Annotated in this window: 20 protein-coding genes; 8 read left to right on the plus strand and 12 right to left on the minus strand. The window is 33.3% G+C overall.

Annotated features, from left to right (window positions below; translation table 11 throughout):
• Positions 1–256 precede the first annotated feature (256 nt).
• Entirely contained in the window at positions 257–1141 is an 885-nt protein-coding gene (locus ABNX05_RS02785) for a LysR family transcriptional regulator (RefSeq protein WP_349658315.1), read from the minus strand.
• 130 nt (positions 1142–1271) lie between these two features.
• Here ABNX05_RS02785 and ABNX05_RS02790 point away from each other — a divergent pair, with 130 nt between their 5' ends.
• Complete coding sequence (locus tag ABNX05_RS02790) at positions 1272–2030, plus strand: SDR family NAD(P)-dependent oxidoreductase (RefSeq protein WP_349658316.1); 759 nt, start codon at positions 1272–1274, stop codon at positions 2028–2030.
• 420 nt (positions 2031–2450) lie between these two features.
• Here the strand turns inward: ABNX05_RS02790 and ABNX05_RS02795 are convergent, their stop codons facing one another.
• From ABNX05_RS02795 to ABNX05_RS02805, 3 genes are all read right to left on the minus strand, one after another.
• Positions 2451–3212, minus strand: coding sequence for an alpha/beta fold hydrolase (locus ABNX05_RS02795; protein ID WP_349658317.1), 762 nt, complete (start codon positions 3210–3212; stop codon positions 2451–2453).
• 547 nt (positions 3213–3759) lie between these two features.
• Positions 3760–4407, minus strand: coding sequence for a pentapeptide repeat-containing protein (locus tag ABNX05_RS02800; protein WP_349658318.1), 648 nt, complete (start codon positions 4405–4407; stop codon positions 3760–3762).
• A gap of 184 nt (positions 4408–4591) precedes the next feature.
• A complete protein-coding gene (locus ABNX05_RS02805; RefSeq protein ID WP_349658319.1) occupies positions 4592–4777 on the minus strand; it encodes a hypothetical protein in 186 nt (61 codons plus the stop codon).
• A gap of 150 nt (positions 4778–4927) precedes the next feature.
• On the opposite strand from ABNX05_RS02805, the gene ABNX05_RS02810 reads away from it, so the two are divergent.
• Together ABNX05_RS02810 and ABNX05_RS02815 are read left to right on the plus strand one after the other, a co-directional pair.
• The gene (locus tag ABNX05_RS02810) at positions 4928–5332 is read left to right on the plus strand and encodes a VOC family protein (RefSeq protein ID WP_349658320.1); all 405 of its coding nucleotides are present in this window, start codon (positions 4928–4930) and stop codon (positions 5330–5332) included.
• A 222-nt stretch (positions 5333–5554) separates the two neighbouring features.
• Positions 5555–6712, plus strand: coding sequence for a Ger(x)C family spore germination protein (locus ABNX05_RS02815; protein WP_349658321.1), 1158 nt, complete (start codon positions 5555–5557; stop codon positions 6710–6712).
• A 189-nt stretch (positions 6713–6901) separates the two neighbouring features.
• Here ABNX05_RS02815 and ABNX05_RS02820 read toward each other — a convergent pair whose 3' ends face one another.
• From ABNX05_RS02820 to ABNX05_RS02845, 6 genes are all read right to left on the minus strand, one after another.
• On the minus strand, positions 6902–7384 hold the full coding sequence (locus ABNX05_RS02820) for a GNAT family N-acetyltransferase (protein WP_349658322.1): 483 nt from the start codon (positions 7382–7384) through the stop codon (positions 6902–6904).
• A gap of 19 nt (positions 7385–7403) precedes the next feature.
• Entirely contained in the window at positions 7404–8123 is a 720-nt protein-coding gene (locus ABNX05_RS02825) for an MBL fold metallo-hydrolase (protein ID WP_349658323.1), read from the minus strand.
• A 109-nt stretch (positions 8124–8232) separates the two neighbouring features.
• Entirely contained in the window at positions 8233–8793 is a 561-nt protein-coding gene (locus ABNX05_RS02830; protein ID WP_349658324.1) for a GNAT family N-acetyltransferase, read from the minus strand.
• A 212-nt stretch (positions 8794–9005) separates the two neighbouring features.
• On the minus strand, positions 9006–9902 hold the full coding sequence (locus ABNX05_RS02835) for a DnaD domain protein (RefSeq protein ID WP_349658325.1): 897 nt from the start codon (positions 9900–9902) through the stop codon (positions 9006–9008).
• 183 nt (positions 9903–10085) lie between these two features.
• Complete coding sequence (locus tag ABNX05_RS02840; RefSeq protein WP_349658326.1) at positions 10086–10505, minus strand: hypothetical protein; 420 nt, start codon at positions 10503–10505, stop codon at positions 10086–10088.
• Positions 10506–10668: 163 nt separating this feature from the next.
• Positions 10669–11013, minus strand: a complete 345-nt coding sequence (locus ABNX05_RS02845; RefSeq protein WP_349658327.1) for a hypothetical protein — start codon at positions 11011–11013, stop codon at positions 10669–10671.
• Positions 11014–11289: 276 nt separating this feature from the next.
• Here ABNX05_RS02845 and ABNX05_RS02850 point away from each other — a divergent pair, with 276 nt between their 5' ends.
• The 5 genes from ABNX05_RS02850 to ABNX05_RS02870 all read left to right on the plus strand — a co-directional run bounded on the left by ABNX05_RS02850 (position 11290) and on the right by ABNX05_RS02870 (position 14057).
• Positions 11290–11793 carry an NUDIX hydrolase gene (locus ABNX05_RS02850; RefSeq protein WP_349658328.1) on the plus strand — a complete coding sequence of 168 codons (504 nt, stop codon included), beginning with the start codon at positions 11290–11292 and terminating at the stop codon, positions 11791–11793.
• A 142-nt stretch (positions 11794–11935) separates the two neighbouring features.
• Positions 11936–12211: a hypothetical protein gene (locus ABNX05_RS02855; RefSeq protein WP_349658329.1), complete on the plus strand. Its 276-nt coding sequence runs from the start codon at positions 11936–11938 to the stop codon at positions 12209–12211.
• A gap of 389 nt (positions 12212–12600) precedes the next feature.
• Positions 12601–12906 carry a DUF3784 domain-containing protein gene (locus ABNX05_RS02860; RefSeq protein ID WP_349658330.1) on the plus strand — a complete coding sequence of 102 codons (306 nt, stop codon included), beginning with the start codon at positions 12601–12603 and terminating at the stop codon, positions 12904–12906.
• A gap of 72 nt (positions 12907–12978) precedes the next feature.
• Positions 12979–13185: a hypothetical protein gene (locus tag ABNX05_RS02865; protein ID WP_349658331.1), complete on the plus strand. Its 207-nt coding sequence runs from the start codon at positions 12979–12981 to the stop codon at positions 13183–13185.
• 680 nt (positions 13186–13865) lie between these two features.
• Entirely contained in the window at positions 13866–14057 is a 192-nt protein-coding gene (locus tag ABNX05_RS02870) for a YjcZ family sporulation protein (protein ID WP_349658332.1), read from the plus strand.
• A gap of 245 nt (positions 14058–14302) precedes the next feature.
• Here ABNX05_RS02870 and ABNX05_RS02875 read toward each other — a convergent pair whose 3' ends face one another.
• Together ABNX05_RS02875 and ABNX05_RS02880 are read right to left on the minus strand one after the other, a co-directional pair.
• On the minus strand, positions 14303–14593 hold the full coding sequence (locus ABNX05_RS02875) for a DUF5316 domain-containing protein (protein WP_349658333.1): 291 nt from the start codon (positions 14591–14593) through the stop codon (positions 14303–14305).
• Positions 14594–14815: 222 nt separating this feature from the next.
• A complete protein-coding gene (locus tag ABNX05_RS02880; protein WP_349658334.1) occupies positions 14816–15796 on the minus strand; it encodes an ABC transporter substrate-binding protein in 981 nt (326 codons plus the stop codon).
• Between the last annotated feature and the right edge of the window lie 153 nt (positions 15797–15949).

Here is a 15949-nt window from a genome sequence, read left to right on the forward strand (position 1 = left end):
AGTCGGCTTTTCTTCACTTCTACTATAAAAAAATAGTAGCACAAACCATGGCCTTGGTTTGTACTACTAATGTTAGTATGTTTTTAATGTGCTCCGCTTTATACACCATCGCCCGAAATAATTGTTCGTGTAGAACTCCATGTTATTATTAACAGCAGTAATTCTTACTTAAAACATGAACGCCTGCCTTCTGTAAGCATTTATGATTTCCCTCGAAAAAGTATTCCAAAGAAAATTGTAGTAAGATTTCTTCGCCTTATATTGTACTATCCTTCAAAAATGAAATAGCAAAGTCACGAAAACTGTTTACGACGAATGAACTTTTTCTCTTTTTATTCCAAGCAATCCCCACTGTTTGAAAGCAATCAGGATTTGAAATTTCTAATATTTTCACATTGTCTAAATACTGATCTAAAAAGGAGTGTTTAAAAATAAAAGAGATGCCCTTTCCTTCGTTCACCAATTGTAAAATAATCGATAAATCCTCACCTTCAAAAGCAATATTTGGCGTAAACCCTGCTCTTTCAAATAATTGATTTTCAGTTGCACGGAAATTTTGCCCTGTTTCTGACAAAATAAACATTTCATCCTTTGTCTCAATCAATGAAACACTTTCTTTAGCTGCTAACGGATGATTTTTCGGGACTACTAAAAATACTTCTTCTGTAAATAACGGAACCCATTGTATTCTGTCATCTTTTATAGGATTGATGACAATCATTAAATCAATTTCACCACAAACTAATTTTTGAAGTGCTAATTTATCTGGTAATAAATACTGTCGTATTTTAACATTCGGACGCTTTTTATAAAAATCATAAAATAATTTTGGCAATAGTTTTGAATTCATTACATTAATCGCTACACTATCTTCTCTAATATTAGCCAGTTCTTGAATTTCCGTTTTCGCCTCTTGTAAATCATTTAAAGCCTTTTCCACCTTTTCATAAAATATTCGTCCATATTCATTCAAACGAATAGATTTCCCTTTTCGATCAAAAAGTTGTACTCCTATATCATCCTCTAAACGACCTATCGTTTTACTTAATGAAGATTGTGAAACCTCTAATTCTAAAGCAGCTTGCGACATATGTTCCAAGCGAGCTACTACTATAAAATATTCTAATTGTGTTAATTGCATTATTACTCACCTTCTTATCCTTATTACTATAAAGGAATAAGCTCATTCATTCAAAAATATTGAATACGCTTTTTACGGAAAGCTATACTACACATGTAATGAACACTTACAAATATGTGGAGGTAATATTATGAATGGTAATGATTTTGAAGGTCGAGTTGTCCTAATCACTGGTGCAGCTACTGGTATTGGTCGTGCTACAGCAATAGCTTTTGCACGTCGTGGTGCGAAAGTTGCTATTGGCGATGTGGATGACCGTGCACAAGAAACTGTAGAACTAGTTCAACAAGCAGGCGGAGAAGCAGTTTTCTTTAAAACTGATGTAACAAGCCCAGAGCAATTAAAATCACTTGTTGAAAAGACAGTAGAAAAATTTGGCGGATTACATCACGCTTTCAATAATGCAGGTGTTTTAAATAATCCAACAAAGTTCGTTGATATTGAAGAAGGCACATTTGATAAAGTAATGGCGGTTGACGTTAAAGGCGTATTCTTTGCCGTGAAACATGAACTTGAATACATGATTGCTAATGGTGGTGGTACAATTGTAAACACAGCTTCAGTTGCTGGTATCATTGCCGATCCAAATATGGCACCATACGTAACAGCAAAACACGCAGTAACTGGTTTAACAAAAGCAGCTGCCATTGACCACGCTCAAGATGGTATCCGAGTTAACGCTGTGGCACCAGGTTTAACAGAAACTCCAATGACTCAAATGTGGAAAGATAATCCTGAAGTTTGGAGCGAAGTTGTGTCTAACGTTCCGATGGGCAGAGCTGCAAAACCAGAAGAAATTGCTGAAGTAGTAGTATTCCTTTCTTCAGACGCTGCAAGCTTCTGTAACGGCTATGTTTACGCAGCTGATGGTGGACAAGTTGCTCACTAATATTCGGAAGTAATTTTCTAGTCAATTTTTCAAATATTCATTTCAAAATATTAGAAGTATGAACATAGACCAAGATTGAAAAATCTTGGTCTTATTTGTAAACCTTCATACCTTCCCCTCTTTCTTATGTATTTGCAAAGCTTATTCGAAACTTCTTTAGCTACTACTTAATCTTGCGTTAATTCTCTTAGCCAATGTTTCCCACCTTAAATGACAAATATCGTTTCATTTTCTTCTCTGTCAAAAATATGGATTCTTTGCGATTGTTGCTTTTAAGTGCATAATAAAAGGCCTCTAACTCGAGGCCTTCTACTGACTACTTCTCGTTTATTTGAATAGATTTACTTTCATCGTCTATTACGAATTCAACTATCACACTAATATCGCCATTTCAGATGCAGGGTAGTACAATGAAAAGCATTATCTATTATCATTCTTACCTACAATATTAAAAATATCTCTTATTGTACCTATAACAACTTCTGGCTTATCAAAATGTATCGCATGCCCGGCATCTTCAACGATAATATGTTGCTTACTTGTTGACAAGTTTGCAAGCTCTTCTTGAAGTCTCATCCAAGCAGCCATAGATTCCTTTGTATGAAAAGGCTGCAAACCTCCTGTAACGACAATCAATGGGATATTTCCTAAAGATTTAGAAGTACGAACTTGCTCAAAACTTTCTTCAATTTCATTAAGAGATCCTTCTATAGTAAATTGATTATAATATGCTTCCTGAACTTCTTTTGTAAATAAGGGAGGCAATATTTTATTTTGATCCTCATGAGATGAATCTAAGAGAACCACACCTGCGACTTCCTCTGGATATTTACTTGCAAATAATCTTACATTTAATCCTCCAATTGAGTGACCTATTAATACATACGGAGGCTTTATACCTGCTTTTTTTAGTAATATACGTAAGTTATCTACACTTTGCCTACTATGCCGAGGTCTGTCATCCATTTCACTTTTTCCGATTCCTGCTCTGTCATAAATAAACATTCTTGCGAACTTTGATACTTCATCTCTAATCGGATTCCAGTTTTCTAAAGTAACTCCATATCCTGATTCGAAAACAAGTGTTGGACCATCGTGATGTTCACCTAACAATTCATAGTATAATTCGATACCACCTATATCTAGATTTAGTCCCGCTTCATTTTCAATAAAATCATTCATTTTCAAACCTCCTTTTCATTAAGATTTTAAAATAACACCATAGAGTTAATAATAATTTTTTGTTCTTTTTTCTGAAGAAAACGTTTATTAAAGGTAGGTCTTTCAAGTTTCTCTATAAAATAATGGTCCAATGTAGCAATGAAATACTATTGTTATACTACATCAAACAGCAATTTCAATAGTAATATCCTCACACACTATAATTACCCCTTTTAATCAATTCTTCTAAAATAGTTCGATTTCGACCTTTAATACCAACAAATATTTATTCATTTCATATTAATTATACCATATTTTCTAAACAATATAATTTTTGTTAAAATCATCGACCCCTCTCGTCCCTATCAATACAAATTACTACTTAAAATGTTTTGAGTAGACATTTCCTTTTCAAGTGCAAATAACATTGCCCTTTTAATATTCGTTTTTCCGCACTAGTGGCTCTAAAATTCACTAAGAATCATGCTAACCATAAAACACTTGGATACGACAGATTAATCTCATAAAAAAAAGCCAAGTTCAATTTTTATTTCGTACCTGGTCAATATCATCGTTTAACCTTTAAACCTAGCAATTCTGCAAAGCCAATTGCTTGTTCAGTGGAAATCACACAGCCACTTAAATTTTTTATCGTTACATTTAATCGTTCAAATTTACAAGTACTAATATCCACATTATTTAGTGGCGTATCGCTAAAATCAACTTCATCTATGTTACAGTTTTCAAATTTCACTTTTTTAAATTGGCAGTCGTAAAAGCTTGTACTACGTAATGATGACTGATCAAAACAAATTTGTTTAAATCTTGCTAGGCCAAAGTTACATAAATTCATGATACACCCTTCAAAAGAAACGTTTCCTAAATGGGCCTCTGAGAAATCAACACCTAACAGTTTGCAGTTTTTAAACGTAACTCGATGGATAATCCCTTCGTTAAATGTTGAGTTAGATAAGTCACAGTTTTCAAAGATTACATCCGTCATATCAATTTTATTGAAATTCGAGTGAATCAAAGATACTTTTTGAAACAGTACTTTGGATACAATTAAACGGTCAATACTATCATTCTCTCTACTTGTATTCGTAATCAATTGATGCGATAGATAAGGTTCTTCATCATAAAAAACGTCTTCAAAGGTTCCTTGAGGCAAATCATTCGGAATAAGCGGGCTTTCAATTTTAAATTTAGTCGTCATTCTTTTTGTCCTTTCTTACTTTAATTGTGATTCTTATTTTATCCCCTCTCCAATTCTTTACTATTGTTTTAAATTATAAAGGAGTTTTGTTTATTAACAAATAAGTTTTCCCCAGCTATGTATATGAATGTATGCAAAATTACCACAACCAAAAGATTGTGGTAGAAAATTATATGCATCTTCTTTATTTTTTATACCGTTTTTGGGAAGTGTTTACGTTTTGTTGTTTTTCTTGATTTGCATTGTTCATTTGCTCTTTAGTTAGTTCATTTTCTTCACGCACATCTAGATCGTCAGGGCTTAAATCTGCTCCAAATTCTACTTGTTCTTCTTCACTTGTTTTGCGCTTTTTGTTTGTCAAAATTATCACCTCCGCTATATAAATTATCCATTTTGTCGCAAATTATACTTGTGCGAATGAAAGCTAAATGTTACGCTATTTCTTCAGTAATTAGTAATTTTGGTATCATTTAGCGATAACTCATTGATAGAGCAGCTTCAATAAAAGGAGAAATACTTTATGGTCGAAAAATATGTACATCACATTTGCATCCAAACGAATACATATGCAGAATCTTTAAATTTTTACACAGATGTAGTAGGTTTTGAACTAGTACAGGAGTCGCCGAATTTCCACGATAGACATTTTAATACATGGTTAAAGCTTGGAGCCTTTTATATAGAACTCCAAACTGGGAAATTTGATGAAAATCTTGAAGCATGTAATTCAAATGCTCAAGGTATTGTACATTTTTGTTTATGGGTTGATAATCTTCTTCAAGAAGTAGAACGATTAAAGGAAATGAACGTTCATTTTATACATAAAAATGGTGAAATTATTTATAGAGTTGAAAATGGTCAGCTTTGTAAATTAATAGCACCTGAAGGAACTATTATAGAAATTCGCGATCATAAAGGGATATAACCATCACTCTTTACTTGTTTACGTTATTGCACGATTAAATATTTTCCACACATGCCCAGGTCTCATTATACAAATGAGTCCTGGGCTTTTATTTAAATGGCTAATTGCTGCTATCCTAAGATTTTCACTGCTTATAATCCTCTTATTTTTTGTCCAAACTATAAACATAACTTCTTAAGTCCTCAAAATTACACAGGAATTTCTAAAAGTAGGGATCAAAAAATGAAAAAAAAAATTACGTTACTCGTCAGTTTAACTGCAGTACTATTGCTTTCAGGATGCTGGGATGTCTCTGAACCACAAAGAATGTACTATGTTGACGGTATTGGCGTCGATTTTAAAGATGGTCAATATGAAATATATATGCAAATCATCAATTTTGCTAATGTAGCTAAATCTGAAGGACCTAGTCCTCAAGGACCACAATCAGAGATAGGGTACGCTAAAGGAAAAACGATGGAAGAAGCCTTTTTTAAATTATATCGCTCCATTGACCAAGAAGTATTTTGGGGACATTTGACTTACCTTCTTTTTTCAGAGAATGCATTAAAAAGTGAGAAAGGCATTGCTATTATTGACAGTTTTTTACGCCATCGAGAAACAAGATATCAAATATTAACTTATATTACAAAAGAACCTATTAAAGATATTTTTTTAATCACACCGTTATTAAATAAATCACTAACAGCTTCAAAACTAAGCAATCCATTGCATACAAAAGAAATTGAAACATATGTAGAGCCCGTTGATTTACGAAATCTAGTCATCGCGTTAAATGAACCGGGTCATGAGGTGAATATACCACTTGTCTCAATTAGCGAAAGTTGGGAGACGACCGAAGAGCCAACTAAGGAAACTGAATTAACAGGTGTTGGAGTAATTTCAAAAGATGGATTTAAAGGCTATCTAGATAACGGGGATGCAAGAGGTATTCAATGGATGTTTCATAAAAAAACTCGTGGAGAAGTAACCTTTAAATTAGACAATAAAGAAAAAGAATACTTAACAGTCGATTTAGAAAAATTAAGTACAGATATAAAACCAATTGTAAAAAACAATGAAGTAACATTTGAAGTTGATATAAAACTCAATGCGATCATTAATGGTTTCAAAGGAAAGATAAACACCGACCAAATAAGAAAAGGTATTATTAAGGCTGTTAAAACAGATATAACAAAAACATATGAAGAGAGCTTAAACATAGATGTTGATGTTTTCCGCTTATCCGAGCAGCTATACCGAAAAGACGTGAAAATGTGGAAAAAAATACACAAGGATGGCAAGATACCATTAACAAAAGATACAATAAGTAAATTAAATATAACCGTAAATAAAGTGAATCCTGGCCGAAAAAGTTTTGATGAAACAATAAAAGAATAGCTTTTTCAAACACAATTGTGTCAACTATCCAACGTTGTATTCAATTCACTGAAATAAATTTTCATTAAAACTTTGATTTATCATACGTTGTGTTATAATGCTGATAATGGCTCAGCCATTATTAGGGCAAGACCAATTCTGTGCTGTAGCGTTGTCATACGCTACAGCTTTTTATGTTATATTAGCTCTTTAATAATTGTTCTCATCATTCAATAATGTATATTTAAAAATATCAATACGATCGCCTTGTTCATCTAATACTGTTTCAATACGCTCCCAGCCTCTTTTTTCATAATAAACTGCAGCATTTTCTGTTTTTAAAAATACTTTTGTATAACCTATTTTTTTCATATGTTCTAGCAAAGCATTGATTAAATAAAAACCTATTTTTTGGCTTCGATATGAAGGTTCAACAAATAAAGATGCTAACCAAGGTTTAAATTGGGGTCTTTCTTTCCAATCATTTTCAAATACAGATACTGTTCCTACACATTGGCCATCTACATTTGCTATAAAAGTAATTGGAAATTTATTTACATATGTTCTTTTGAAAAATTCGACAACTTCTTCATATGTCTTTTTACTGCTTGTTGGTACTACAAATTCCTTGTAGACCATTTTTGCAACATCTTCTATATGCTGTGGCTTATTTACTAATAAATCAATTTTCATAAATCGCCCCCCTTTTTTCTTAAAACTCGTTCTTTACAACATTGAACCCTAAACTTTCAGCTTCTTGACGGTCAAAGCTCTCATCTAAATGCATACACCAAAATATTGGACGTAAATCAGGACGAACTAACTCGCTAAGTTTTCGTAATGATAAATGTACATTGCCTTCATAATCAGCTTTACAAGTATCAACATAAACATAATCGTAGGCCTTACCCGATTCATGTGGAGTTCCTAAAGATGCCTTTAGGCTATTTGTATCTCCCGTATAATAGATAAGTTTGTCATCTATACATAATTCAATGGAATAAGAAGGGATCTCTTTAACATGACTAGATCTTTCGAATAGTACGTTACAGAAATTTAATGAGTACTGTGTATCTGATTGAAATTTTTTTGTTAAACAATGAACTTCTGGGTTAATCCCATTCATGATCAACAATTCTTCAATTTTCACATCATGAACGGCATAAACTGAAACATTCGGTTTTGCCATTTCGCCATGGCAATAATAGCTATAAAATATAAAATCAGCAAGGCTTCCAACATGGTCTGCATGAGTATGCGTGATCAATACATGGATGTGTTCTATACCTTCCAGTAAATTATTTTCCTTAATGCGGTGAAAAATATTGCTACCACAATCAATCAGCAACATCTGATTCCCTGCTTTAAAATAAGCTGAATTATTACCTAATTTCGTATTAAACGCACTTCCAGAGCCAATAAATTTCAACATAATGCGAGCACCCCATTTCCATCAAGATTAAAGCTAAATATAACCTCAAGTAAGTAGTCCATACTTGAGGTTAACTATAAGAACATTATTAGATCAACAGAACTATACATTACAAATAGTCCCTTTTCAAAATGGAAAAATTAATCAAATCTACATACTTTCCTTTTTCAAATTCATGCTCTCTTAATATACCTTCTTGATAAAAATTTAATTTTTCCAATAATTTAATAGATGATATATTTTCTGGATCGACTTTTGCTTCTATTTTATTCATGTTCATCTTAGTAAAAGCAAAATGAATGATACTACTTAATGTCTCCTTCATTATGCCCTTTCCCCAGTAAGAAGGAATTAAATCATAACCAATCTCTATACGATTATGAGCCTTTTCATAATTTAAAAAACCACATGTTCCGATTACTTTTTTAGTTGTAGGTTCTTCTATAAGCCATCGTAAGCCACTCTGGTCTTCGTAAATCTTTTCATACCAATTCATTTCATTTTTTGAATCTTCCACTGAATTAAAAGGTTCCAATGGTATATATTTCACAACACTTTCAGTTGAATAAAGCTCCAAAAGATCAAAACAATCACTTTCCTGTGCTTTTCGTAATATAAAACGTTCCGTTGCTAATACAGGGAAATCCGTAAAGTTGAAATGTGCGTTCATAAGTATGCCCCTTTGCGTCTAGTAAACTCCTATTTTATAGTACCATATTAAGCAATATAAGGTATTCACTGATATATTAGAGGACCTGCTCAATAGGAATTTGAGTAAGGTCCCTCGTTACTAAAAAGTATAGATTATCATTTCACTAGCTTAATTTCAGGGCCATGATAGTGAGCTAAAAGAATTGTCTACATATAAATCTAGTTAATATACTATTTACCTTGCTCTCCTGTTATGTTCTTAAATGTTTCCAAAATTTTTTGACGTTCAGCTTCAAAGTCAATAGCTTGACTTACTTCTATCTCACTGTCATTTTGACGACGTTGATGGAACCATTCGGGGACTATCTCTTTATATTTTTGATGAGTAGATCGATTAGTATGATTTTGTCGTTGTTGTTTTTGAGCTGCAAATTGTAGTTTGTCCGCTTCTACTTCCTCAATGGATGTCACCTTCTTATTACTCCAATCTTGAAGAATCTTTTCTACGTAATTCCAACGAAGTACATTGTTTTCTATTGCTAACTTCATAGCATGTATAACAAGGTCCTCTGACAGATCATCAATCCAATGATCGATTTTGTTAGTGACATAAGCGACTGGAGAACCAAAGCCATTTTGCTCATAAAACTCGTATGCCGTTTGTGTTTTTAGAAGGTTTTCACCTGTGGTATGCCCCCTTTTATCATCATCATTATTTTTATTTAGTACATTGTTATTTAATGATTTATTATTACTTAGTAGTGGCGGTTTTTCCGTTATCGGTTTTTCCGGTGACGGATTAACCGTTATCGGCTTTTTACTATACGGTTCAGTTCTTGGTGTTTCGAACACGAACAGCTCCAATTTCCCGAATTTCCCGTGGTTTGTTCTGACCTGCGTTTTGTGAATATAGCCCGCTTTCGTTAACTCCTTTATAGTATTAGCCGTGGATTCACGACTGCATTTGCTCTTAGTAGCTAAATTTGAAGTACTAAATGACCAATCATCTGGCAATGACAACATATAAGCAAGCAAACCCTTAGCTTTCCAACTTAAACGGATGTCATTCAAAAACCCTTTGTCTAGCACAACAAAATTCTCCTTTTTACGAACCCTAAATATAGCCATGATGCCCCTCCCTGAAAATTCTTTGAGTTAAGTAAAAAAATGAGATTTCTCTCTCTTTATATACAGTTGTTTCACAAAATGAGGGACAAATATTTTCATTAAAATCACTTTAGAAAGCAGAAAAAATAGGACACGCTACAATGGCATGTCCTGTATCTTTACTTTTTATAGTCTGTTAACGTTTTATTTATATAATTCTTTATAGACGATTACTTTTAGTGCCAAAATTTCTTCGTCTGTTAATTTACCTTCCATCTCTTGAATGATCTGTTCTTTCGTCATTGAACCATTTTGTACTTTTGTTCTTATATTATTAAGCTCCGAAATACCAACTTTTTGAATGATTACTTTTGTTGCCTCTTCTTTAGTTGTAAACGGTAACTTGCTACTATCTGCAGTTTTGGCCTCTTCCATAAATGATTTTAATTGAGGGTCGCTTTCAATCGTAGTTTTAATTTCATCCATTTGACCACTTTCCTCTAATTCTGAAGAAATTGTATCAACGACTTTTTCGGATGCAAACTTCACACCATAATGATAAACCCCATAACCGATGGCACCGAGGACAATGACAATAACTAGAAGGAATTTAATGAATTTCATATTCTCACACTCCTTAATTCTACACTTTATCATACTATATAGTGTGGAGAGATGAGAAATGATATCCTTTCGAGCTTTTTAACAAACCTAAGAGGCTACAAAATCAAAATCAACAAACAAAGAAAATCTCCCGGGTTAATTTTTATGACCGGGAGATTTTGATTTATTTAACATACTTCAAATACTTTTTCACAAAATCTACGATATAAACAACTTCTTCTTCTGAAATAGAAAATCGACTGCTCACTATTCGTAGCTTCGCTGGTGATTTTAATTGTTCACGCACTTGATCAATCCTCATATATCTACATTTACGAGGATTTACACTATCTCGAATCTGCTTGTATCGAAGGTAGGCATAGCGAGCAAAAGCATTTACCATCTCTCGCTCCTGCTCATCTCGTTGTATTTTGTTCGCAACTTCATCGATCACTTCAGAATCAAAAATCCATTTACCATTTGTTATTTGCATAGTACCACCTCTTTCATTGCGTATAGTTGATGTCAAATATCGCTGCACCTTAGTGATCTGGCATTAAGATGACTTCCATTGTTTCTTTTTATAGCTATTAGATGCATAAGAAAAAGCCACACCTAGTTAAATGTGACTCTTTTTGTATTTTGTTTAGTTAATGAACCCCCAGCATCACTCGCCAGCTTTTGTGCTTTATTTCCAGATTGGCCCCTTAAAACTTGTATTTTTTTTATTAAAGGATTATACATATATATTTTCATTAACTAAAATGGAAATATAATGAGTTCCTAAATAAAAAGGAGGCAACATATGAACAATCAAACCTACGTGGACTGGGGCGGACATTATCTTAAACTGACGTGGTTACCAAATAAAAATATTCACGATTACAGCAAAGTAACAAGTGTACACGGAGTTTGTTTTCATAATGGGTATGTTTTGTTAGTTCATGTAGACGGGCGAGGATTTAACTTTCCTGGCGGTCATATAGAAAATGGAGAATCACCTGAAGAAGCATTTCATAGAGAGGCATTTGAAGAAGGCTATGTAAAGGGTCCTATCAACTATATAGGAGCAATTGAAGTCAGCCACGAAGAGAATCCTTTATACAAAGCTGATGGAAAGTACCCGTTAATCGGTTATCAAATGTTTTATTGTATGGAAGTTCAAGACTGTCTCCCGTTTCTTCGAGAACATGAAACGATTTCGCGCATTTGGGTTGAGCCGGACGAAGTACCTTATGTTATCAATGACCACGAGTTTGCAAATGTAGTATTACAAGCGGCTTTAAGTAGCAAACCTTCTTATATGTAAAAATAGTTTTGTGTGAAATGGCTCACTCCCGGTCGAAATATTTTGGTCGGGAGCCTTTTTTATGTCTTCAAATGTTTTGTTAGAAGAAGGGCCCACCCCTCTTTAAATACCTCATCTATCAACTGTTGGATTTTGCGGAGTCATGCTATTAGGTATGGGCTTCACCAAATTGCTAGATGAAAAGAATAAAACAAAGGAACAGCTTATTGAGGAAAAAGATGAAAGAAATATTGAATTAAGTCAAAACGCCAAATCAAAAGCATTTGATTTGATGATTAATTTATTCGGCTTCAGTCTTCTAGCTCTAGCGATGTTTGGTTATATGAACGAGGTTTCTTTTTTCAGTCTTATAGCTCTTTATTTTACCTGCTATGCTTATTACTTGTATCGCCTTAAAATTAATAAGGAAATCATGTAGAAAAAAGTGATGAAAACACAATTTTCAAACATCATCTATAAATTTAATTTTTTAATCTAATTCAGAGGCATTTCACTATACAAACATAGCTACCAAATCATATTAATAGTAGTGTAAAGCTAACTTAGCTTTGTCCTCCTAGTTTGTGGTTTAGGGTCACTTTGGTTCGAGTGACCCTTTTTTACTTCTCTTTCATTGTTATTTTAATTCCCCTAATATTTTTATACTTATACCGATAAATATATAAGCATTTTCAAATTTAGTGAGAGTCCTCACAGTTTATTATGATGAAATACCTTCGAAATAGATTACCTTCAGTAATAATTTGGAAAACGTATTTTTGTTTTATTCGTATATTTATTAGTCCTAAAATAAGTGAGGTGCCGAAAATGATTGCTGGCTATATTATATGTATAGTTCTTGCTTTAATCTTTGTTTTCATGGGTTATCTTACCCATATAAAAAAGAAACTGTGGCTTATTGCGGGTTACCAAGAAGAAAGTTTTTTGGGGGATAAAGATAAACTAGCTAAGCTATTTGGGCTATTCTCATACATAGTAGGTATTGCTACTTTTCTTTTACCTTTTGGTTTAGATTTTTTTGGTATCATTAGCGGTATTATTTATGCCGTTTGTATATGTCTAGGCACAATAGCAACTTTGGTCCTGAAACAAATAATGAATAAACCACTTTAAAAAGAGTCTTTCTTAGGCTCTTTTTATGTTAACCTTAGAATATAGTTTATTACATAAAAAGGAGGATATGTAATGTCTCGTAAGTTACGCCTTTGTTCCCCCATTGTTACTGCTATTTTATTTGTCATCTTTGTATTTATGAATTATTTGGGCTATTGGACAGCAGATAGGTTCATTCAAATTCTATTTTTCTTTATTATGATAGTGTCCGTTTTCAACGCGGGTATTAAAACAGAAGCAATTTTAAAAAGCAGAGGTAAAATCGAATCCTCTAGATAGCGAAGAACTTTCTAAATTTTTTATATATCCCCTTGAATTAGTCTACATTCAAGGGGATACTTTTTTGTGTATTGTAGCACAAATTTTCCCAACGTTTCGTTAGTCATTCCATCGCTTTTCTTTTATCTTGCCGAACGATGAAGAACATGTATAAGCTCGATAATAAAATGATAATGACTATTACTGCCAAGAAATATGTATCTTTCATCTTAAACAAAAATAAATTCAATGAATTTAATAATCCAGCTATCATTAAGAATAACCAATAGTTATTTTTTCTTTTCGATTGATCCCCATTTCTAAGATAACTAGCAGAAAGCCATATAAAAAAAGGTAAGTAACATACAATTGAAAAAATTAGTATGGCCCATCCGATAAATGGCATAGTACATTCACCTCCGAAAATCTTCCTTATTATATACGGTTGAAATTTGTAATGGTTTCAATTTTATTATTCTATAAAAATGATTTTTTCTCGAAATATCATAAGTAACGTGCTCTACTTTCTAAAAAAACTCAAAAATCCGAGGAACCTTTAGCGTTGGTATTCCTTTTTCTGGAGTAATTCCTCATGATCAATTTTCCTATTTTTCAACCGAAATTGAGTAAAATCTAGATGAATACCTCCCCTCCTTTCTACACATGAACATATTATAGATTGTAGAAGGGAGGGATATTTTATGGGATACTACCAAGGTGGAAATTATGGTAACTGTGGCTGTTACGGAGGATATGGCGGCGGTGGTTACGGTGGTTACGGCGGTTACGGCTGCGGTGGCGGCGGTGGTTACGGCGGCGGCTCAGCATTCGCCCTAATTGTTGTCCTCTTTATTCTTTTAATTATTGTCGGAGCAACATTCATGAATTATTAATGAAGTCTTTTACTACTATTCAGATTTTTAATAATAAAAGTTAATGCTAATTATCATTGTTACATTCAATCATTCCATACTCTCTATTGCTAAATAACATCAATAGTAATAGTAGGATAACTTACCAGCCTAACATACTACAGTTAAATCAAAAAAGGTCACTTTTGTCCGAGTGACCTTTTATTATTGATTTCAACTTCATTAGAAGGTTTTTTCATTATACGTAAGGTACTCAAAATTCTAAATCATTTATTTACATAATAAAATAAAACCGCAACAATAATATTTGGTAAAGCAATGTATAAGGAATTTATCGTGATTTTATGCCGTTCGTCCCGATGTTCTGTAGTTTCGGTAGCAAAGTTTGCCCTCATCCGATCCCCACTGGTCATGGAACCTGAAAAAACCATTGAAATGACAATAAAAATACAGCCAACTGCTCCTGGGACTACATAAATCTTTTCCATTCCCCACAAAATCTTCGATAGGAAAACACTACATAGTGATAAGAAAACACCAATTGCCAAATATTTCACCCTAAATCCCCCCTACCTTTATTTTACGCATAGTTCCTCTCTTTTGTTTCTCTATAAGGTGAATTTTTTATTGAACTAGGGTCTATGTATAATTCGAGAACATATAGCGACTTGCAAATTTGGGTAGAGCCTGTTACCTCATTGGAATCGAGTATATAAAAAACACTATACAATCATCATCGTCGATGAAAGTATAGCGTTTTATAATATAGGTTATCTTTGTTATTTAACAAAAATTTCTTCAATTTGGTCCAGCATAATTTCTGCTGCAAGGATGCCGCCAGCTGTGTTCCAAATTACATCATCAACTTTATGGACATTCCCTTTTTGTACTGCACTTAAGTTTTTCCAAAGTGGATCTTCTGTCCATTCTTTTTCAGTAGCTAATGCTGTATCATCACCTGTTGGCATGTAAGTAAAGTAGAAAAGTACATCTCCGTCCATTTTAGGAATTACTTCTTTTCCTACCTCAACAGCTAATTTTCCTAATTTTGCATTATCTTTAAATAGTTCCGCTTGCTCTGGTACACGTTTAAATCCTAATGAATCAAAAATAACGCCTGAGAATGAATCAGTATAGTAGATTCGAGATTTATCAGCCATAAAGCGTACGAATGACACCTCTTGATTCGTTTTATCGCCAAGCTTTTCTTTGACAGCTTGAACTTTATCATTATATGCTTTTAAAACTTCTTCGCCTTTAGCTTCTTGATTTACCGCTTTTGAATAAAGTTTAAAGTTGTCTTGCCAATCACCGCGTAATGTCTCTGCGAAGACTGTCGGAGCAATTTTGCTTAATTTTGCATAGTCTTTCTCTTGTCTTATTTTATTTCCAATGATTAAATCTGGTTTTAAAGAAGCAATTTTTTCAATGTTAACTTCACTCTCAACCCCAACAACTTCTACGCCTTCCAACTGATCCTTTAAATGGTCATACCAAGGATTACCTGAAAATGCTTGTACAGCACCTACTGGTTTAATACCTAGAGCAAGAAGTGCTTCTGTCCCTTCGTTTGTTAAAACGACAACTCGTTTTGGTGTGTCTTTAACTTCAGTTGTCCCCATTGCATGTTCGACACTGTAAGCATTACTCTTAGTTGAACTTTCTTCTTTCGTGTTTTCCTTGTTATTGCCACATGCAGCTAAAACAAATACAGCGACAACAGCAAGCAAAACTAGTAGTTTTTGAAATGCCTTTTGCATCTTTTCTTCCCCCAATGTATATGATAGAATGTTTAAGCAGATTCAACGATAATGAGAATCACTTTCATCTACTTGAGAACGAAATTAAGCATATTGTAAGAATCTATCATTGTCAATATTTTTTTACTAATATGCAAGCACATTCTATTGAAA

The sequence above is a fragment of the Lysinibacillus zambalensis genome, assembly GCF_040183165.1.
In the GTDB taxonomy this organism is placed as follows: Bacteria; Bacillota; Bacilli; order Bacillales_A; family Planococcaceae; genus Lysinibacillus; species Lysinibacillus zambalensis.